This is a genomic window from Shewanella sp. c952, from assembly GCF_019654975.1.
Taxonomy (GTDB): Bacteria; Pseudomonadota; Gammaproteobacteria; order Enterobacterales; family Shewanellaceae; genus Shewanella.
In genome coordinates, this window is the sequence record NZ_BPEW01000007.1 from 83977 (window position 1) to 104940 (window position 20964).

General features: G+C 45.0%; 17 protein-coding genes. All 17 read left to right on the forward strand.

The features are described from left to right. The first annotated feature begins 14 nt into the window (after positions 1-14). The 17 genes from K5R16_RS07285 (at position 15) to tldD (ending at position 20926) form a co-directional block, all read left to right on the forward strand. Positions 15-506 (forward strand): hypothetical protein, encoded by a 492-nt coding sequence (locus tag K5R16_RS07285; RefSeq protein WP_220736870.1) that lies wholly within the window; start codon positions 15-17, stop codon positions 504-506. Between the two features lie 69 nt (positions 507-575). Next, positions 576-1184, forward strand: a complete 609-nt coding sequence (locus K5R16_RS07290) for a type II secretion system protein (RefSeq protein WP_259649791.1) — start codon at positions 576-578, stop codon at positions 1182-1184. Between the two features lie 133 nt (positions 1185-1317). Further along, a complete protein-coding gene (locus K5R16_RS07295) occupies positions 1318-1842 on the forward strand; it encodes a type II secretion system protein (protein WP_220736871.1) in 525 nt (174 codons plus the stop codon). A gap of 28 nt (positions 1843-1870) precedes the next feature. After that, on the forward strand, positions 1871-2398 hold the full coding sequence (locus K5R16_RS07300; protein WP_220736872.1) for a type II secretion system protein: 528 nt from the start codon (positions 1871-1873) through the stop codon (positions 2396-2398). A gap of 278 nt (positions 2399-2676) precedes the next feature. Then, positions 2677-3165, forward strand: a complete 489-nt coding sequence (locus K5R16_RS07305; protein ID WP_220736873.1) for a Tfp pilus assembly protein FimT/FimU — start codon at positions 2677-2679, stop codon at positions 3163-3165. Then, complete coding sequence (locus K5R16_RS07310; RefSeq protein ID WP_220736874.1) at positions 3152-3727, forward strand: prepilin-type N-terminal cleavage/methylation domain-containing protein; 576 nt, start codon at positions 3152-3154, stop codon at positions 3725-3727. Before K5R16_RS07305 ends, K5R16_RS07310 begins: the two co-directional genes overlap by 14 nt. Then, positions 3727-4611 carry a PilW family protein gene (locus tag K5R16_RS07315; RefSeq protein ID WP_220736875.1) on the forward strand — a complete coding sequence of 295 codons (885 nt, stop codon included), beginning with the start codon at positions 3727-3729 and terminating at the stop codon, positions 4609-4611. Before K5R16_RS07310 ends, K5R16_RS07315 begins: the two co-directional genes overlap by 1 nt. Further along, positions 4601-5101, forward strand: coding sequence for an MSHA biogenesis protein MshP (locus tag K5R16_RS07320; RefSeq protein WP_220736876.1), 501 nt, complete (start codon positions 4601-4603; stop codon positions 5099-5101). The genes K5R16_RS07315 and K5R16_RS07320 overlap by 11 nt, the downstream gene beginning before the upstream one ends. Continuing rightward, positions 5094-9518, forward strand: a complete 4425-nt coding sequence (locus K5R16_RS07325) for a DUF6701 domain-containing protein (RefSeq protein WP_259649792.1) — start codon at positions 5094-5096, stop codon at positions 9516-9518. The genes K5R16_RS07320 and K5R16_RS07325 overlap by 8 nt, the downstream gene beginning before the upstream one ends. A gap of 172 nt (positions 9519-9690) precedes the next feature. Next, the gene (locus K5R16_RS07330) at positions 9691-10740 is read left to right on the forward strand and encodes a rod shape-determining protein (protein WP_020910715.1); all 1050 of its coding nucleotides are present in this window, start codon (positions 9691-9693) and stop codon (positions 10738-10740) included. Positions 10741-10779: 39 nt separating this feature from the next. After that, positions 10780-11667 (forward strand): rod shape-determining protein MreC, encoded by an 888-nt coding sequence (mreC, locus tag K5R16_RS07335; protein ID WP_220736877.1) that lies wholly within the window; start codon positions 10780-10782, stop codon positions 11665-11667. Next, a complete protein-coding gene (gene mreD, locus K5R16_RS07340; RefSeq protein WP_220736878.1) occupies positions 11664-12152 on the forward strand; it encodes a rod shape-determining protein MreD in 489 nt (162 codons plus the stop codon). Before mreC ends, mreD begins: the two co-directional genes overlap by 4 nt. 88 nt (positions 12153-12240) lie before the next feature. Continuing rightward, the gene (locus K5R16_RS07345; RefSeq protein ID WP_220736879.1) at positions 12241-12837 is read left to right on the forward strand and encodes a nucleoside triphosphate pyrophosphatase; all 597 of its coding nucleotides are present in this window, start codon (positions 12241-12243) and stop codon (positions 12835-12837) included. A 138-nt stretch (positions 12838-12975) separates the two neighbouring features. Further along, complete coding sequence (gene rng, locus K5R16_RS07350; protein ID WP_374758386.1) at positions 12976-14442, forward strand: ribonuclease G; 1467 nt, start codon at positions 12976-12978, stop codon at positions 14440-14442. Next, entirely contained in the window at positions 14442-18617 is a 4176-nt protein-coding gene (locus K5R16_RS07355; protein WP_259649793.1) for a YhdP family protein, read from the forward strand. Before rng ends, K5R16_RS07355 begins: the two co-directional genes overlap by 1 nt. Further along, positions 18541-19374: a carbon-nitrogen hydrolase family protein gene (locus K5R16_RS07360; RefSeq protein ID WP_220736882.1), complete on the forward strand. Its 834-nt coding sequence runs from the start codon at positions 18541-18543 to the stop codon at positions 19372-19374. The genes K5R16_RS07355 and K5R16_RS07360 overlap by 77 nt, the downstream gene beginning before the upstream one ends. Positions 19375-19477: 103 nt before the next feature. Continuing rightward, complete coding sequence (gene tldD, locus K5R16_RS07365; protein ID WP_220736883.1) at positions 19478-20926, forward strand: metalloprotease TldD; 1449 nt, start codon at positions 19478-19480, stop codon at positions 20924-20926. Positions 20927-20964 lie beyond the last annotated feature (38 nt).

A 20964-nucleotide genomic window follows, 5' to 3' on the forward strand; every position in this document is an offset into this window, starting at 1 on the left:
TGTGGGTAGTAACGGTGCTTAGTCAACAAAAGGCTGATAATGAACTTTTAACGCTTTTTGGCAAGATTTTTGCGCTAGTTACACTATTGTTAGTATTGTCTTATTTAGCTTTTGGTTATTTTGGCGGTATTAAGCAGGCAGGCCAGCAACATATATTGGTTGATCATAATAGACTACTGAATACTTTGGGCGTTATCCGCTCTCAGTGGTTAATTAGAGGTCAACCTGCACTGCTAAAATTGGATTGGCGCAGTGAATTAGATGGAGATATTGAATCAACTGGTTTTGTCTCTATGGCAAAAGGTGGTTGGCCGCTGCCCAGTGAAACATCTGTTACTGGTTGTCGCGATCTAATCGATGAATTGTTGGGGGCAGGTTATTCGCAACAAATTGTCACCAAGTTCAATTCCAGTTCAGGCGTGTGTCGGTATATTGGCGAAAGTGGTGGAAGTATCAGCTATCAAATAGATTCTGGCAGGGTCACTTTTTTGACAGGGGTAAAGTAAATAGTGAAATTATCTGTTTTCTATTTTTAACAAGCTGATAGAATAAGCATATAACCAAATGAGGCTTAAATGATTAGACAGTATCAGAAGGGTTTCTCCCTTATCGAATTAGTGATTGTGATTGTAATTTTGGGTCTGCTGGCAGCAACAGCAATCCCACGTTTTTTAAACGTAACTGATGATGCAGAAGATGCCAGTGTAGACGGTGTGGCAGGCGGACTAAGTACAGCTGTGAGCTTTGTTCGTTCACAGTGGGAAGTCGATGGTCGTCGAAATAATACCGTGTTACTGGATGGAACAACGGTAGCTCTGGATACACGTTTTGGTTACCCAACGGGCGCGAGTAATACCGATGCCAAAACCATGACGCCAGCATTTTGCCAAGAAGTGTTTGATCTTGTTTTACAAAATGCACCACGTAGCGTAGTTGCAGGAGAAGACGCGCGTAAAGCAAGATATGTAGTGAGCGTGGCAAAAGGAGCGGGTGGCAGTTCAAATAGTATAGATGGCGAGCTTGTTAGCGATCTAGATGTTTGTTTGTATTACCTAGCCTCATCACTAGTGTTAAATCCGCAAACGGGAATACCGACTGAAGTTTTAACCAATTTAAGTAACTTGGCGGGTAAAGGGGTGACCTACAACCCAGGTTCTGGTCAAGTGGCTAGTTTTATTGACTAAAGTAATCTTTACTTATTGACTGAATTGATTGTTAGTCGTTTTAAGTCATTAGTTGGTGTAAATAGTAAATAGTTTTCGGTGAGCAGGTTCTTAATCTGTCTACTGTATTTGATATGTGATTGAGGATATGAATATGCAAAAGCAAAATGGTTTTACCCTAATCGAGTTAGTGGTGGTGATTATTATTCTAGGTATTTTGGCTGTGACTGCTGCACCTAAGTTCATCAATCTACAAAGCGACGCTCGTGCATCTACTCTGCAAGGTTTTAAAGGTGCACTTCAAGGTGCGAATACTTTAGTATTTTCTAAAGCTGCCATTCAAGGTGAAGAAGGTAAAAACCCAGGTGCAGTGATTATTGACAATAAAGGTGATGCAGATCCGAGTAATGACATCAAAGTAGCTGCAGTTTTTGGTTTCCTTCCAAATGACAAAGACGAAATCACAAAAGCCGTTGATGTTGATACAAGCGCTAACGGTGCTGAGTGGGTATTAAAAGATGATGGTGATTACACTGTAACAGTGACTTTGACCGATCCAACAATCGTTTATCCAGCAGACTTTACTCCAACTGATTCAGCTAAATGCTGGGTAGAGTATCAGCAACCAACTGCTAAAGGTGGTTTGCCTATGTATCATATTGAAGATTCAGGCTGTTAATTAGTACTTATCTAGAGAGACATTTTAAATGCAAAAGCAAAATGGTTTTACCCTAATTGAATTAGTGGTTGTGATTATCATCCTAGGTATCTTAGCTGTGACTGCCGCGCCTAAGTTTATCAACCTGCAAAGCGATGCGCGTGTATCGACTCTTCAAGGTATGAAGGCTGCTATCCAAGGGGCTAATTCTTTGGTTTATTCAAAAGCGGCAATTAGTGGTCAAGAGAAGTTACCGAAAGCTGGTGCTGGTTCACCACCTGTAATTCCGGCGGTAGATATCGGTACCGCTAAAAAAGCTGTGACCAACTTCGGTTATTTACAAGCAACTGAAGCCGAGCTATCTAATGCTTTGGATGTATCTTTCTCGAAAGATGAGGGGACAGGACAGCCACCAACTCCAGAGGTCGTTGGCGATTGGACGATTTCAACATCAGGTTCTGTAGCTACAATTGGTATTGAAGGTGCAGATACACAATGTGTATTTACATATACTGAAGCTGCAGATGCATCAACACCACCAAAATATGGCCCAATGCCAGATCCAAGTGACTGCTAATTAGCAATTGCTTCTAAAAGGCCTGCCTCGCAGGCCTTTTTTGTATAAGGCCGTAAGTACTGGCTTTATTTGCCATAATTATTAAACTGTTGGGAAATCAGTTTTAAGATGGCGAAAAGCCGGAATCGATACTAGCATGCAGCTTTATCTTTTATAGCGGGGCGAAGCCCGCTCTAGCCGTCGCAACGCGACGTCCTAGGATCTAGATTCTAGTTTTAACTGCAAAGCGCAACAGTGATGAATAAAATTAAACACTGCTGAATCAATTAGGAAGTTCAATGCATAGAGTGCAGCGACACGCAGGCTTTACATTAGTGGAGCTGGTGACCACGATAATCCTTATTGCCATTCTTGCTGTGGTGGTTATTCCTCGCTTGCTGACCTCTTCCAGTTACAGTGCTTTTACCCTGCAAGATGAGTTTATCAGTGAGCTGCGCAAGGTGCAGATCATGGCGATGAACAATCAAGATCGCTGCTACCGTTTATCGGTTACCGATACGGGTTATCAAGTCTCCCGTTTTAATGGTCGCTATCAAGGTGCTTGCACAGGTACGCCAGTGCGCACCGATGCGCTACAAGCGTTTCAAGGTGGCGGAAGCCTAGCTCTGCTCAATGGTGGCGCTAGCAGTTTTAATATCGAATTTAATCTTCAAGGCGTGCCGATAGTAAATGGTGCTCGTTGCAACGGTAACTGCATCAGTATTATTGCCGATGAAACCCTGTTTCTTGCGATAGAATCTGAGGGCTATATCCATGATGGGCAATAGATTGTCAGCCATAAAGTGGCAAGCTCAAAAAGGCTTTACTCTAATCGAGCTCGTTGTGGGTATGGTGGTGATAAGTATCGCCTTCGTTTTGCTCAGCACCATGTTATTTCCGCAGGCAGAGCGAGCGGCAGATACGCTACATCGGGTGCGCTCAGCAGAGTTAGCTCACTCAATTTTGAATGAGATCTGGGGTAAGCGTTATGACCAAAATACTAACGCGAATGGTGGAGTGCCAGCTTGTGGCGCTCCGGAAAAACTGAGTTTAGGGCTGCCTGCTGGTTTAGCTTGTACTGCAGAGGACAACCTTGGCCCAGATAAGATTAATGGTATAGAAGAGACGCGCAATAACTATAACGATGTTGATGATTACAATGGGCTGACAATTAACAGCCCTATGCTCAATAGTAGTGAAACCTATGCCCAGCGTTACATCAATTATAAGTTATTGGTTAAGGTTGAATATAACGATTTACCAAGCCTCAACACTAAGTTAGTTACTATCGATATCACGACGCCAAAAGGTGAGGTGATGACCTTCAATGCGATTAGGAGTAACTATTAATGAATGCGTTAATACGTCCTGTTTCTAGGTCATTGAATCAGCTTAAACAGTTTAAATCTAAGGGCTTCACCTTAGTCGAGATGGTTACCGTTATTATTATCCTTGGGGTATTGGTACTAGGCGTCAGCAGTTTTCTTATTTTTGGCACTCGCATTTTTATCGATTCAACCTCGGTTGAGCAAGTGATGAGTCAGAGTCGCTTTGCGATAGAGCGCATGACTCGGGAGCTTCGTAACGCCGTGCCAAACAGTATTCGGGTGCGAGACAGCGGTGATGGTGCTTGGCAATGCATCGAGATGATGCCGATTATTTCGAGCGCATCCTATATAGAGATGCCGATAGCGCCTGCTGCAGCTGCTAGTAGTGGTAAGGTGATACAATCTAGTGCCAGCGCGCCTTTAACAGCCGCTCAATCTTTATTGATTTACCCGCTCACGCCAGCCGATGTTTATACCTCAACGACTGACACACAAGGCAAGCTATTTAGTATTGATAGCGTTACTGCTAACACCACAACCAATGAGCTTACAATCGATTTTGGCCGTGCAGTGCGTTTCGATGGGGCTTCGCCTAGGCAGCGTTACTTTGGTGTTCAAGGCGCGGTGAGTTACTGCTTTGAGCAAGTGCCTACAGAGTTAAGCTCATTAAAGCGCTATGGGGGTTACAGCTTTAATCACCCAAACCTACAGCCAGCGCCTAATGATATGGGCACCGGAGTACTGATGGCTGAAAATATTGTCAATACCATAGGTAACAACAGCCGTATTGCGTATACCCCAGGAACGCTGCGAAATAATGCTATGGTACATCTAAATCCGCTGTTCGATGTGCAAGGACAGAGTTTTCAATATCATCATCAAGTGCAGGTGATCAATGTTCCTTAATCCAGTGATTTCTCTCAATAGCCAAGTTAGCAAAATATCCCATCGCTCTAAGCAAACTGGGAGCGCCTTAGTGATAGGTGTATTTATTATCACAGTGATGTTTCTACTGGCTGCGACGCTGATCAATGTGCTTGATGATGCCGATCAAGAGATCAGTATCGAGGTGTGGGGCACCCGAGCGTTTGCTGCAGCTAATAGCGGCGCAGATCGCGCCTTAGCGACTCTGTTCCCTGTCGATGGCAGTGCTGGCAGTTGTAGTAACCCACCACTCTGGGAAATCGGAAACGACACCAGTCTTGTCGGCTTTCATGGTTGCGAAGTGTTAATGACTTGCTCTGCAACAACTACCAATTCATCACAAAATAACATGACACAATATTTGATTACCAGCACTGCAACCTGCAGCAGTGGCCAATGTAATTCTGGCAGCGATAGCGATGCTAGCTGTATTCGAGTGAGCCGCAAGGTGGAGGTCGAAGCCCGTGATTAGATTAAAGTACTCATACCAACTAATACTATTGTTGTGCTTAAGCATGTTGTCACTCAATGGGGCGCTTGCAGCCGATTGGACTAAAACCTTTAAAGAGGGGGTTAACTCTTATACGAGTTCTGGGCAAATACGATTTCATAGTGGCTCTAAACTCTTCGATTCTCCTACTAATGGTAATCTTCCGTCTTACAGCGTAACTGATTTTGCTAAGTCAGCTTGTGTCCCCTCTAATGGTAACTCTAAAAAGTGTAAGGCAGGTAGATATACCGTAGAACTACCAAGCGACAGGATCCCTTTTGAGCAATGTGCTTCAACGAGCAATAGAAATTTAGGGCCATCAGATGCTGTTAACTATGTGATAGAGGTGCCCGAAGGGCAGTACTCAAATATTAATTCACATTTCTATTATCATACGGTTAAATTTACCAGCAATGACACCGGCATTTATCGGATTAAGCTGTTAAATATTCAAGATGGCGTACTAGAATTAGCTCCCGGACAATACTGGATTGAAAACTTACAGATCGCTGAGGGGGTAACGGTTCGGTTTCCTCCCAACGGCACAGTTAGCTTTTTTGTCAAAAATCATTTCGTACAATACAACCGTTTGCTGGCCTATTATTCAGACCGATTTTTACTATATGGATACTCTGATATTGATTTAGCAGAAGATTCCTACTTTAGAGGCTATATCGTTTCTGAAGGTAAGTTAATTTTTAGTGAGGAAGCGAGAGTAGAGGGCGGAGTAACATCTGATTACATTAGTATTGCAGATGACGGCTGGGTAGAGTTTGATGACGAAGCTTGGCGAATAAATGTGGTACCCAATTGTGATGTTGATGAGCCTAAGCCCCCTGTTATCCCTCAGTGTCCAGCTGAGCAAAATAATATTCAAGGGTTAACCTACCGTACCTATGACTCGCGTCCTTGGGACACGAGCAATAATAGCCCTGCCAATAACAGCCAGTTTGATGGGATGATTGATCTTGTAAAAAAAACTCGCTATCAAATTGGCGAGTCCATTGAAACTGACTTAGAACAATCGGGACGAGATATTAACCCCCACTCTAGCTCATCAAGAGATCAGGACCTGTACCTAGGTATTTTTGAGGGCTATATCCAAGCGCCTGAAACGGGTCTGTACACCTTTGCCGTAGATGGTGATGACGCCATTGAATTACTTATTGATGGTGAGGTCGTTACCGGTTTTTATAATACCCATGCCGTGTGTAATTGCACCTCTTTTCAAGGTCAAATTGCTCTAGAGCAAGGTGCGCATACAATAGAGCTTAGGTTTCATGAGTCCTTTGGTTCAGAAGGTTTTAAGCTGTATTGGCAACCTCCATCATCAAGTTCATTGACGATTGTTCCTGCTGATAAGTTGTTAACCTGTCCAGCACCGCAATTTGAGTTTGGCCGCGTGGAGCTTGATGTTAATGGGACCGCGGTTATCAGCTTTGAGCATAGCTATTCGGCTCCGCCTATAGTGATGGTTATGCCAACCATCGATGGTGCTAATGCCAATATCGATCGTTCATCAACGGTTAGAATCGATAGCTTAACCACAGGCAATGCCGCAATAAAACAGATTAACTCTGGCGTGTCGCAAGTTCTGGACAAAAAGATGGATAAGGTAGATTACTTTGTCATGGAACCCGGTTACCGATTTTTAGCGCGTGGCAAGGCGTTGCAAGCGGGTTCTATATCGACCGAACTATATCAGGGAAAAAATTTGCCAAGCTTGGGTCGAGGCTATGATAGTATAGATTTTGAGCTCGACTTTGGACTTAAACCGGCCATGATTGGCCAGGCGTTGAGTCATAACAACAATCGCTTTATTACCACGGTTATTAATAATGTCGATGATAATGGCTCCGACTTTGATATTGCTATAGAAGGCTCAGAAATGTCTTCTGGTATCACCCGTCCAGAACTTTTAGGTTATGTCGCTGGTGTTGGACAAGGCGTGATGACAGTCAATGGTGAGAGTGTAAAGTATGAGTTTGCCAACGCTTTAAATCATGGCAATGGCAGCTCTGTTAGAAGCTTAAGTCAGCAATGTGCTTTTTTAAATCGTTATGAGCAAGATTATCCTTCACAACCTTTAACTATCGCGAATAAAAATCAACGACGTGGTGGTGATGGCGGTTGGGTAAGGCGCTGCACAAAAGATAGCTTTAACGACCATGTCAGCTTCGCGATTGATGAAGATCAACATAGTGATGGTGAACGCAGTCACCTTGCAGAAAGTATCGGTTACTTTGCTTTTGAATATGCCGCCGAGCCGCCAGCGGTAAACCATTATCGTATTAACTTCAGTTCGGGGGCATTAAGCTGCGCTTTGAAAAAAGTCACGGTGCAAGCCTGTGCCGATTCAGCCTGTAGCTCATTGCTAAGTGATCCAGCATTTGTGACTCTGACTAAAAATGGTAGTAACTATACTAGCGCAAACGTTAACGGTAGCGCTGATATTGAGGTGTGGCACCCACAAGGAGGCACAGTGACGCTAGGGCTCGGCAATACCGTACCTAGCGGCGATTATAGTTGCTATATTGATAACAACTTGGTTGATAATAGCCAGTGTAATTTAACCTTTGAAAACAGTGGTATCTACTTCGATATTGATGACTCTACTGCCTGTAAAAACTCCAGCAACTTCGAGTTATTTGCGGTTAAGCAAGATGAGACGTCAATAGTTCCTCAATGTGTGCCCTTATTTGCCAATCAAACTAAACCCATCTCGATGGCATTTAATTATATTACCCCAGATGCCACCGGGATTAATGAGGCTGCCAAGCTAACCATTAACAGCCTTAACGCCCCAGTCGCCAGTAAAGACATAGCGGGTGGTTCGAGTGAGGAACTGCAGGTTCGCTTTGATGCCAATGGTAAAGCACTGCTGAATGTAAACTACCCAGAGGCAGGCAAAGTTGAGCTGGCGGCAACATTAACCGAAGTCATTGAGTCACCTGACGGCAGTAGCAGCGAGATGCTGGTACTTGAGCATAATGATCAATTTGTCTCAAAGCCTGATGGTTTTCACTTCTTTAATACCTCGGATAAAAATGGCTGCGCTGGCGCTAATTGTGACTTATTTGCCAAAGCGGGTGACGACTTTGACATGAGTGTTAAGGCGGTGTGTGGAGCCGACGGTGGCACGCCTTATAAAGATCGCCCAGCCCTTAAAAACTTTAGGTTTACCGATTTAAATATCCAACCTGTATTACAGGCGCCATTAGTTGCTAATGGTGATGATAAAGATGGTGTCCTAGGCTTGCTTGGTAGCACCAAACTGAGTTTTGATAAGGGCAATAGTGCGCCACTTAAGCTTAGCAATCAAACCTACTCAGAGGTAGGTGCTGTAAGTATTGCTCTCGATGGTGAGGTTAACTATCTAGGGGCCGCGATCCCTGAAGCCAATTCAGGTAGTGATATATTTGGCCGTTTTTCACCGTACTTTTTAAGTATTAACGCGAACGAACCTAGTCCCGACATGCAATGTGGCAGTTTCACTTACATGGACCAGCCCTTTGGCTTTATTTCTGGTAGTGAGCCGACACTGTCGATTAGCGGTAAAAATAAAGCAGGCGCCGAAACGCGAAATTATCAAATAGGAGACTGGTGGCGCTATCACGGCAAGCAGTGGTCAGATCGCAGTTATAGTGATACCTCTGGCGCCACATCAATCGATGGTGCTGCGTTGCAAGTGCTAGATGAGTCGCCTATCTCCGGGATTGTCGATTACTATCCGATTAGTGACGATAATAGCGTCCAGCGCGCTTATCTGAGCGGTGCAAAGCTGCACTATGCCCGAACTGCTTCACCTGCGGTGCCGTTTAGTGGCCAGTTTGATCTTGCGTTGTTAAAGAGTGATGTGACCGATAAAGATGGTATCTGTTATCGAGATACTGCCAGCGATAATTGCCGTGAGTTTATTTTTGAGGATATCGCTAAAGACGATGCATTTGCTATGCGCTACGGCCGTTTAGTGATGCAAAATGCCTATGGCCCTTCATCAGAAGAGTTGCGCCTTGAGCTTGGCACTGAGTATGTCAATGCTAGCTCGCAGTGGGTTAGTAATGGCCAAGATAGCTGCTCGGTTTTCGATACCACTACCGCAACGCTCGTCGATGATACCGGTTTAGTGCTAACGCCTGATGCCGGGCTTGGCGCCGTCGAGGGCTTTACCAATACCGGTGGCAGCGGTAAAACCGGCTCGATTGGCTTAGGCAATAGCTTTATCTATTTCCCTGCGCCAAATGCTGAAGGTGAGGTCGGCTTACAGCTGCATGTTGATAAGTGGCTGCAATGGTATTGGAACTTCGATAGCGCGGCACTTGAGGACCCAAGAGCTAGCGCTTTCTTTGGTACTTACCGCGGCCACGATCGGATCATATATTGGCGAGAAGTTAACTAAGCGTCACCAAGCCGTGACCGTGGCAAACTATTGACTCACACTTTATCGAGTTTTTGCAAAAAACTTTGCTTCATTAGCAAATGTTAACCTCTACGGCCTTGTGGAATTCAAGAAGCATGATAAAGTTACCTGATTTCTTTTTTCTTCGACTCCACAGAGACAGGCTGGTTACATGTTCAAGAAGCTACGCGGCATTTTTTCTAATGATCTTTCGATCGATCTAGGTACAGCTAATACGCTAATTTACGTCCGCGAAGAGGGAATCGTTTTGAACGAACCTTCAGTGGTTGCTATCCGTGGAGAACGGTCTGGTTCGGGTCAGAAGTCGGTTGCGGCCGTCGGTACTGAAGCTAAGCAGATGCTAGGTCGTACCCCAGGAAATATTCAAGCAATTCGTCCGATGAAAGACGGTGTAATTGCTGATTTCTACGTGACGGAAAAAATGCTACAGCATTTTATCAAGCAAGTGCATAACAACAGTGTATTCCGCCCAAGCCCTCGTGTTTTGGTTTGTGTCCCTGTTGGTGCTACTCAAGTTGAGCGACGCGCTATTCGTGAATCAGCAATGGGTGCGGGTGCTCGCGAAGTGTATTTGATTGAAGAGCCAATGGCTGCTGCAATTGGTGCAGGTCTTCCAGTTTCTGAAGCAACCGGTTCAATGGTTGTTGATATCGGTGGTGGTACTACAGAAGTGGCGATTATCTCGCTAAACGGCGTAGTTTACTCTTCATCTGTACGTATCGGTGGTGACAAGTTTGATGATGCTATTATCAACTACGTACGCCGTAACTACGGTAGTTTAATTGGTGAAGCTACGGCTGAACGTATTAAGCACACGATTGGTACAGCGTATCCAGGTGACGAAGTATTAGAAATTGAAGTACGTGGTCGTAACCTTGCTGAAGGTGTACCGCGCAGCTTTACCTTAAACAGTAACGAAATTTTAGAAGCACTACAGGAGCCGTTATCAGGCATCGTTAGTGCTGTTATGGTTGCACTAGAGCAGTCTCCACCAGAATTGGCGTCTGATATTTCAGAGCGCGGCATGGTACTGACTGGTGGTGGCGCGCTTATTCGCGATCTGGATCGTCTACTGATGCAAGAAACAGGTATTCCTGTGATGATTGCTGACGATCCACTCACTTGTGTGGCTCGTGGTGGTGGTAAAGCCCTCGAGATGATCGATATGCACGGTGGCGACTTATTCTCCGAAGAAAATTAAGACGGTTAAAAAGGGCGGTGATTACCGCCCTAGCTTTTTATGAAACCTATTTTTGTTCGCGGTATATCCAACCAATTTAGATTGACCTTAGCTGTCATCATGTCAGTGATTTTACTTGTCGCTAATGACAGGCTTGAGCCTGTGCGCAATTCCTTGTCTTCACTTCTAAGTCCATTGCAGTATGTCGCCAATATCCCTGGGGTATTGCTTGACGAGTCCGCCGAAAGCCTTGCTACTCGCAATATGTTGGCTAAGCAAAACAAAGAGCTGCTCCGCCAGCAATTGCTGATGAGTGAACGCTTACAACGTTTTGAGCACCTGCGGCAGGAAAACGACCGTCTACGTGGCTTACTCGGCTCTCCAGTACATATGGACTCCAAAAAAGTGGTTGCCGAAGTGATGGAGGTCGCTAGCGACCCATTCCATCAGTATGTGGTACTTAACCGTGGTTCTCGCAGTGGTGTTTTTGTTGGTCAACCCGTTGTTGATGCACAAGGCGTTGTTGGACAAGTTGTGCAGGTGAGTGAGATAACGAGTCGTGTGCTGCTACTTTCTGATACCTCCCATGGCATTCCAGTTCGAATTACGCGTAATGACGTAAGAATGATGGCTATTGGTACTGGCTCGTTGGATGAGCTTGAACTACGCCATGTTGCTAAAAGTACCGATGTACGCGCTGGGGATTTATTAGTCTCCTCTGGTTTAGGTAAGCGATTCCCTGAAGGTTACCCTGTTGCTCGGGTCATGTCGGTCGAAAAAGATGATGGCAAAAACTACGCAACTGTTATTGCACAGCCTCTAGCAGCGTTAGATCGTATTCGCTACTTACTATTGATTTGGCCTGATATTGAAGCTGATGAAGCGGAGTTGATTACATCTGAAAGTGTTAAAGCTGCATTAGAAGCCAACAAGGAGGCGACACCATGAGTTTACATGTCGCGAATGGCCGTTGGGTCGTTTGGCTGAGCTTGCTAGTAGCTATGATGTTTCAAATCATGCCTTTGCCTGGATTGGTTGAGGCGTGGCGACCAGATTGGTTATTGCTAGTCATTATTTACTGGGCAATGGCACTGCCTCATCGATACAACATTCTAACGGCTTGGGTGCTGGGTGTGATGTTGGATATCCTGCTGGGTGCAACGCTAGGCATTCGGGCATTTGCCATGTCGATTGTGGTTTATGTGGTGGTGTTACATTTTCAGCGCCTGCGTAATTTCCCAATGTGGCAACAAGCTTTGCTGGTGGCGACTCAAGTGGCACTGTATAACCTGATTGTTTTTTGGGTTCAGTTTGTCACTGGGACTGCAACTTTTGATATCACTTTGTTTTACCCAGCATTTTCAAGCTTGATCATGTGGCCTTGGATATTTTGGATTTTACGTCGTGTTAGGCGTTTATATAAAGTCCGCTAGTGAGTTGAGCTGGTCACTATTCTTGTTTAATTATTTTCTACTTGCGCCGCATCTTCTTTGCTAAGTGCGAGCTAATAGGTATTGTAGAATGAAGTTAGTACTCGCTTCGGCATCACCAAGGCGCAAAGAATTATTAGCTCAGTTAAGCTTTTTGAACTCAGTTAATAACGCTTTATTTAATTTCGATATTCTGGCTACAGATATCGATGAGAGTCACCGCATCGGTGAGTTGGCTGAAGATTTTGTAGTGCGCTTAGCCACTGAAAAAGCGTTAGCGGGCCTTAATTTACATCCTGATAATGGTCAGATTGTGGTGTTGGGCTCCGATACTATCGTGGTGCTAGGTGACAAGATATTGGGTAAACCCGCGGATGATGCTGATGCTAAAGCAATGCTAACTCAGTTATCAGGGCAAGCACATCAAGTGATGACCGCTGTAGCGGTTACCGATGGCGATAAAACGCTTACTAAGCTGGTCACAACGGGCGTAAAGTTTTGCAGTATGACTGAAGCTGATGTTTTGGCTTATATCGCGACAGGAGAGCCAATGGATAAGGCTGGAGCTTATGGGATCCAAGGACTCGGAGGCAGTTTTGTTGAGGCTATTGAGGGAAGTTATTCCGCAGTAGTTGGGTTACCTTTGGTAGAAACCCGTGCGTTGTTGTGTGAGATGAAAGTTTTATAACCCTACAAATTAATAATAAGAAAAATTGTTGGTTGTGAAAATGCTCAATAGCGTCGAATCCTTTTAAGTTAGCTATTTCCCTAAGTGGGGTGAGTTTTGAATACAGGTCGAATCGTGCCAGGCAGAGTCCAGAGAAAAATTGGTTCTGAACTGCTGATCAATGTGACACCAACTGAAGCTCGAGTGGCTCTAGTTGAGCATGGTGTGCTGCAAGAGGTTCATATCGAGCGACGCATGAAGCGTGGTTTGGTTGGCAATATCTATAAAGGTAAGGTTAGCCGCGTACTTCCTGGTATGCAGGCTGCATTTGTCGATATTGGCTTAGATAAGGCCGCATTTTTACATGCCTCTGATATTGTGCCGCATACAGAGTGTGTTGCCGATGTGGAGAAAGGCAATTTTGTTGTACGGGATATTGCTGAGCTCGTTAGACAAGGCCAAGATATTATGGTGCAGGTGGTTAAAGATCCGCTTGGCACTAAAGGCGCTCGCTTAACTACCGATATTACTCTGCCGTCTCGTTATCTGGTCTTTATGCCTGGTTCTAGCCATGTCGGTGTTTCTCAGCGCATTGAAAGCGAAGATATTCGTGCAAGACTAAAAAAAATAACTGAACCCTTTGTTGATGATGATGGTGGATTTATCATCCGCACCGCAGCAGAGAGTGCTGGCGAAGATGAGCTGGTGCAAGACGCTGCATTTTTAAGACGTGTCTGGGCAAAAGTCAGCGAGCGTCGTAAACGTCGTGGCGTGTCATTACTTTATCAAGATTTGGCTCTGCCAGTGCGAATCGTACGTGACTTTGTCGGTACCGAGCTTGACCAAATTCAAGTTGACTCTAATCAGACCTATGAAGAGTTGCAGCAGTTTGCCCATGAGTTTATGCCAGAAATAGCCAATAAGCTTGAACACTATAATGGCCCTATCCCTATTTTTGACCTCTATGATGTTGAAAATGAAGTGCAGCGCGCATTAGGCCGTAAGGTCGAGCTAAAATCTGGTGGCTACCTGATTATCGATCAAACTGAAGCGATGACTACGGTTGATATCAACACTGGCGCGTTTGTTGGTCACCGAAATTTAGAAGAAACTATTTTCAACACTAATCTTGAAGCGACCCAAGCGATAGCTCGCCAATTAAGGCTACGTAACTTAGGTGGCATTATCATTATCGACTTTATTGATATGCAAGAAGCTGAGCATCAAAAGCGCGTTCTTTCCAGCCTTGAAGCTGCACTGTCAGTCGATAGAGTTAAGACCAATATTAGTGGTTTTTCAGGCCTTGGCTTAGTTGAGATGACGCGTAAGCGTACCCGTGAAAGCCTAGAGCATGTGCTGTGCGGTGAATGCCCCTCTTGCCTTGGAACCGGAAGCTTAAAAACGGTGGAGACGGTCTCATATGAAATCTTTAGAGAGATTATTCGTTTAAACCGAGGCTATGATGCCGATGAGTTTTTGGTTTATTGTGCGCCAGCGGTTTATCACAGCCTTAAAGGTGACGAGAGCCATCTGTTAGCTGAGCTTGAAGTGTATATCTCTAAGCATGTGCGTTTGCAAAATGAACCTATGTACGCTCAAAACAAGTTTGATGTGGTGATAATGTAGTGTCACCCAAGTCGGTTAAGTTTAATTTTTTAAGAGTTTGTCTGCAGTCTCTGGCTATTGTAATGGTGCTTTTTGCGCTAGTCGTTAGCCTGTTTCGAGGTTTACTGCCGCAGCTTGATCAAGTCCGATTAGAGCTGGTTGATTACATCTATGAGCAGTATCAAGTCGAGGTTCAGGTTGGTAAACTGCAGGCTGAGTGGCAAGCGTTTGGGCCAGCATTAACCGTAAAGAACTTTGTATTACCCTCACAAGAGAACCTCCCGGTTACACTGCTCTTTGAGCAAGTCCATTTAAAGTTTGATTTCTGGCAAAGCCTGCTTACAGCAACACCGCAGATTGAAGATGTCATTTTTGACGGTGCTAATGTGGCTGTAGATCTGGACCGATTAGCGGCCACTCCGACTTCATCAAGTGCCAAGATGGAAACTGACTGGATTTATAAGTTGATGCTCGAGCAGCTTGATCGCTTCTCCATAGTCAATGCTCGGCTGCAATTGCTGAGTAGTAAACACCAGTACCGACCTATTTTTATTAAAGATATGAAGTGGCGTAATTCTGCGAAACGCCATCGTGGTCAAGGTAAATTGTTTTTAGATGAGCAAGCATCTGAGGTTGAGCTGCTCTCTTTAAATGTCGATATAAAGGGAGATGGTTATAAACCTGAATCTTTAGTCGGTCAATTTTATCTTGCAGCTGAATCGCTTGATATCGGTGAGTGGGCATCTCGCCAGCCAGATCCTTTTGATGCTGATAAGAAATTGGAGCTCGAAGGGGTGGTTAATCTTGAGGCATGGATTAGCTTCGCCAATAGAGAGATAAAGGATGCGACCGTAGCATTTCAACCTAGCTGGTTGGAATGGTTCTTAAATGATGAAGCACAAAAGTTCGAGATTAAGTCGGGCGCCATGCGCTGGCAGCCAAATGACAGTGGCTGGAAACTGAGCAGTCATGACCTTACATTTGCCACCAATGGCGAGCATTGGCCGTTACCTATACTCAGTGCTCAGCAAGATGGCGATAACATCGATGCTTATTTAAGCCAGTTAGATCTCGCTACAGTATTACCTTTATTACCACTTATTCCCGGAATTGATTTAGCTGCGTTAGAAACCTGGCAATCTATAGACCCTAAAGGGGAAATCGACAACGCTCACTTTCAGTGGACTCGAGCAAACCTTCCGCCCAATTTGTCGGCCGATATCCATGCTGTTAGCTGGCAAGCGCATGATGGGATCCCAGGTATTAGTCCTATTGATGCTAAGTTGGTGGTAACGGGCGAATCACTCAGTTTTCTGCTGCCCAAACAGCAATACACTGTCGACTTTGATGGTGGTTTCGAGACCCCTTTGGCATTAGATGGTGAAGCATTCTCTGGCCTGTTTGATTTTGAAACCTCGGCGCTGACTTTGCCAAAATTGCATTTTAGCAACGCCGACATTTCACTTGATGCCTCAACTCGACTGGAGTTTTCAGGTGCGACTCACATGGCGTTGCTGGCTGAACTTAAGATCAATGATGTTGCTGATGTACATCGTTACTTTCCGCTAAAGGGGATGAGCGATGGCTTAGTCAATTATCTCACTGCTGCGTTAAAGGCAGGTAAAACCGACGATGCCGTGGTTGTGTGGCATGGCGCTTTTAAAGATTATCCTTATGTGCAAAGCACAGGTATTTTCCAAGCAGGTTTCACGCTCGACAAAGCTAACTTTGAGTTCCAAAAGACTTGGCCAGCTGTCTCAGAGCTTAATCTATCGGCACTGTTTGAAAATTCAGCGATGGATTTGTGGGTCAATAAAGGTCAGTTGATGGATGTATCTGCCGCTGGAGCTTATATTGGTATTCCCTCTATGAGCCATGAGAGCTTACTGGTGGTAAAAGCCGATTTGGCCACTAAAGCTGCTGCAGCTAACGCTGTTATCCAGCAATCTCCTTTAAAAAGCTCCGTGGGTTCAACCCTGAATGTAGTGCAGATTAATGGTGATATTACCGGCAAGCTTGATCTCAGTATTCCTTTATATGATGGCGCAGATGCGGTTATTAAGGGCACGGTAGATTTTGATAAAACACCTGTTTTCATTAGTGAACCAGGCATTGCGCTCGAAAGCGTCACAGGCCAAGTTCAGTTCATCAATGATGAGGTGACGGGCAGTGACATTAGCGCGTTGATGTACGGGCAACCGTTACAGCTTAGTTTTGATACCGGTAATGTAAATAAAAACTATGCGGTTAATGTTGATTTGAGCGGACAGTGGCAACTGAATGACTTGCCTGAATCGCTGAATAATCCATTGAGCGATTATTATAAGGGTAATGTCGATTGGTCTGGCGGTTTGATGCTTATTTTTGACTCCACAGGCTATAGAATTCAAGCAAGGGTAGATAGTGATCTTATTGGCACTGAGTTTGATTTACCGGCGCCATTTGCCAAACCATCAGAGCAAGCTGCAGCCTTTACCGCAGAGCTTATCGGTGATAATAAACAGTCATCTTTAGGGATTAAGCTCAATAAGCAGCTCGAGTTTTGGGGAGGCTTTGATGTCGAATCTGGTAACGGCTTGGCTCATTTTGACCTACTCCTCGGCCGACTATTTAAACCCGGTGATCAACTGCGTAAGAAACAGGGACACTTGCAGATAGAACTCGATAAAACAGAATTTTCACCATGGTTACCGATTATTCAGAGTTTCACGGCTAAATCAGAGCTACCTGCTGACACTGCCGTTACTTCCAAGAGCTTTTTCCCACCATTGGTGTCTATTGATGCAAACTTCAATGAACTTGATTTGATGGGGCAAGCGCTCAATGAACTGCATTTTGACGCTGCACCCACAGAGCATTCGTGGCGTTTTGATGCTACATCAGAGCAGTTTGATGGCAGAATCGATTTTTACCCTGATTGGGTTAAGCAAGGGCTTAAAGTTGTAGCCAGTAAACTTTATCTATCGCCAGATGCTAAAACAGATGAAACCGCGCATTACAAATCCGATACAGTGTTAGCAAATCTGCCACCACTCGCCGTTGATGTTGATGATTTTAAGATGTTCGATCGTCCGATGGGTCACCTTGTATTACAAGCTACACCTAAAGCAGATACTTACAATATTCAGACGTTGTCGATGACATCCGATGAGGTGAAGCTTCAAGGTAACGGCAGTTGGTCTATCGTGGAGGGTGAAAGCTTAACTTCATTTAATTTAACGCTGGATGCAACAAAATTTGATCACCTTTCAAAGCAGCTTGGCTTCGATCCAGGTTTGAAAGATGCACCGACCGCAGTCACTGGAGATATTTCTTGGAGCGGGGCGCCATATGCATTTTCGTTAGAGACATTAAACGGTCAAATCGGCTTTGAGCTCGGTAAAGGACATCTATCTGAGGTCAGTGATAAAGGTGCACGGATATTTTCGTTATTTAGCCTCGACTCATTACTGCGTAAATTGTCTCTCGATTTCTCCGATGTATTTGGCAAAGGGTTATACTTTGACTCATTTACGGGGACTTTGAAGTTGGATAACGGGGTGGTAAAAACTACCGATACCGAGATGAAAGCTGTTGCCGGCAATATGCGGGTGCGCGGCTATACCAATTTAATGAGTGAGAGTTTGAACTACGACATTCGCTTTGTGCCTAAACTTGCCTCTAGTGTGCCCACTGTCGTGCTGCTCAGTACTGGTGGTTGGACATTGGGTCTTGGCGCCTTTGCATTGACTAAAGTGTTGGAGCCGGTGATTGAGGTTATCTCTGAGATCCGCTTTAGGTTAACAGGCACCATGTCTGAGCCTAAACTTGAAGAGCTATCGCGTAAGAGCAAAGAGATTGAAATTCCTGAGTCTGTATTGCCTAAAAAGGCTATAGAGCCTGACAGTCAAAATGATCAAGGCAGCACTGAACCAAAGCAAAGCGCCTCTAGCATAAGTACTAATGTAGCGCCTTTAGAAGCAGACACGCTAGCTGTTGCCACAGCAATAAGCTCTGATGCAGCACCGTCAAATACACAGTTAGATTTCGCTAATCCAACTGGCGAAGCAAATGAGCAAATTAGTCCCCATAAGGCTAGCGAAGATAAGCCAACGTTGAAGTTGATTCAGGGAGAATCAGATGCAAGTAAACCTACTGCAATGTCAGAGTGGTCGCAGCGTAATCGACAATCTCAAATTTATCGAGTCGCAGCTTAAGCAGTTACCGCATGAAACTGACAGCCAGCAGCTTGTGGTTTTGCCTGAGTGCTGCTTACTGTTTGGTGGGCAAGAGAGCCAGCAGTTAGAATATGCCACCGATGAAGCTCATAGCCAGCTGAAGCAAGATTTAGCTGCATTAGCATCGAAATACAGCATAGTACTTGTTGCTGGCAGTATTCCTATTCTGGCTGAAGATGGCCGCATTTATAACCGCTGCTATGTATTCGACACCGATGCCAGCGTACTGGGTTATTACGATAAGCTACACCTATTTGATGTTGAGGTGTCTGATGGCACCAAACAGTACCGTGAAAGCGACGCATTCTGCCCCGGAAAACATATAGCGGTTGTTGATACTCCCTTTGGCAAGCTTGGTTTGTCGATCTGCTACGATATCCGCTTTGCTGATCTATTCAGAGCGCTGCGCGAAGCAGGCGCTGAAATTATCGCACTACCAGCCGCATTTACTAAGGTGACAGGCGAAGCACATTGGCAAGTGCTACTGCAGGCTCGCGCCATCGAAACCCAATGTTTTGTTTTAGCCGCAGCGCAGTGGGGAGTCCATAATGATGGTGGACGTGAAACTTGGGGGCAAAGTATGATCATTAGCCCTTGGGGAAGTATTATTGCTGAAAAGCCATCTGGGACAGGCTGGGTTAGTGCAGAACTTGATATGAGTGAGTTAACAGATGTTCGCGCTAAAATGCCGATAATCAACCATAATCGTTTTCAGTCACCTAAATTGAGCGAGTAAGCTAAAGCAAACTGGCTTTAGCATGTAATATCAAATCATATAGAGTTGCTTATTGTTAAGCGTCTTTTAAATAGAACTATATTTGGTCGAAGAGAGAGAATTGATGTCATTTTTAACCCAAGTTGGACAAAGCCTACTGCAAGATGGATTAGCAATAGATGATCTACAAAGTTATTTAAAGCGTATCCATGAGCACAAGATTGATTTCTCCGATCTTTATTTTCAAGGTAGTCGCCACGAATCTTGGGTGCTAGAGGATGGCATTGTTAAAGATGGTAGTTTTCATATCGAGCGTGGCGTGGGTGTTAGAGCCATAACGGGTGAAAAAACCGGCTTTGCCTACGCAGATGAAATCAATCCCGCTGCATTAGAAGCAGCAGCAAATGCCGCGCGTGGCATTGCGATATCAGGCGGCAATGGCCAAGTAAATGCTTGGAAGCAGCAACATGATAAAGCGCTTTACCTAAGCGCTGATCCTATTGCAGCGATGGAAGAGGTTAGAAAAATATCCCTTCTAAAAGAGGCTGATGCCTATATTCGTAGCCTTGATGAGCGGATTATTCAGGTGGTTGTGAGTTTATCTGGGGTGCACGAAGAGATATTAGTTGCAGCCAGTGATGGCACATTAGCGGCCGATATCAGACCACTAGTTCGTTTTAATTGCAGTGTTATTTTAGAAGAGGGTGACAAGCGCGAGCGTGGTGGCTCTGGTGGTGGTGGGCGTCATAGTTATGATGTCTTGCTGGCAGATGGTGACGATGGTCTACCTTACTGCTTTGCCTTTGCCCGAGAAGCTGTACGCCAAGCACAAGTTAACCTTAAAGCGATAGATGCACCTGCGGGTGAAATGCCAGTGGTATTAGGCGCAGGTTGGCCTGGGGTGTTATTGCATGAAGCGGTAGGTCATGGCTTAGAAGGCGACTTTAACCGTAAAGGCAGCAGTGCCTTTAGCGGCAAGATTGGCCAACAAGTGGCTTCTAAATTGGTTACTGTGGTTGACGATGGCACTATTGCCGATCGCCGTGGCTCATTAAGTATTGATGACGAAGGCACGCCAACACAAAAGACCGTACTAATTGAAGATGGGATCTTAAAGGGCTACATGCAGGATAAGCTCAATGCGGGTCTAATGGGCGAACGTTCGACCGGTAATGGTCGCCGTGAGTCTTATGCTCATTTGCCTATGCCACGTATGACTAACACCTACATGGAAGCGGGAGATTCCGATCCTGCAGAGATCATCAAGTCTGTTAAGAAGGGGGTTTACGCGCCTAACTTTGGTGGTGGTCAAGTCGATATCACTTCAGGAAAGTTTGTATTTTCTGCATCAGAAGCCTATCTTATTGAAAATGGAGAAATTACCCAGCCAATTAAAGGCGCAACCTTAATTGGTAATGGCCCAGAGTCAATGAGTCAGATCTCGATGGTCGGCAATGATCTAGCACTGGATAAAGGTGTTGGAGTTTGTGGTAAAGATGGGCAAAGTGTACCTGTCGGTGTTGGTCAACCAACGCTTAAACTGGATAAGCTGACCGTTGGTGGAACAGCTTAATAAACGTCAGTACAAGCAAAATATCCTAAGTAAACTGG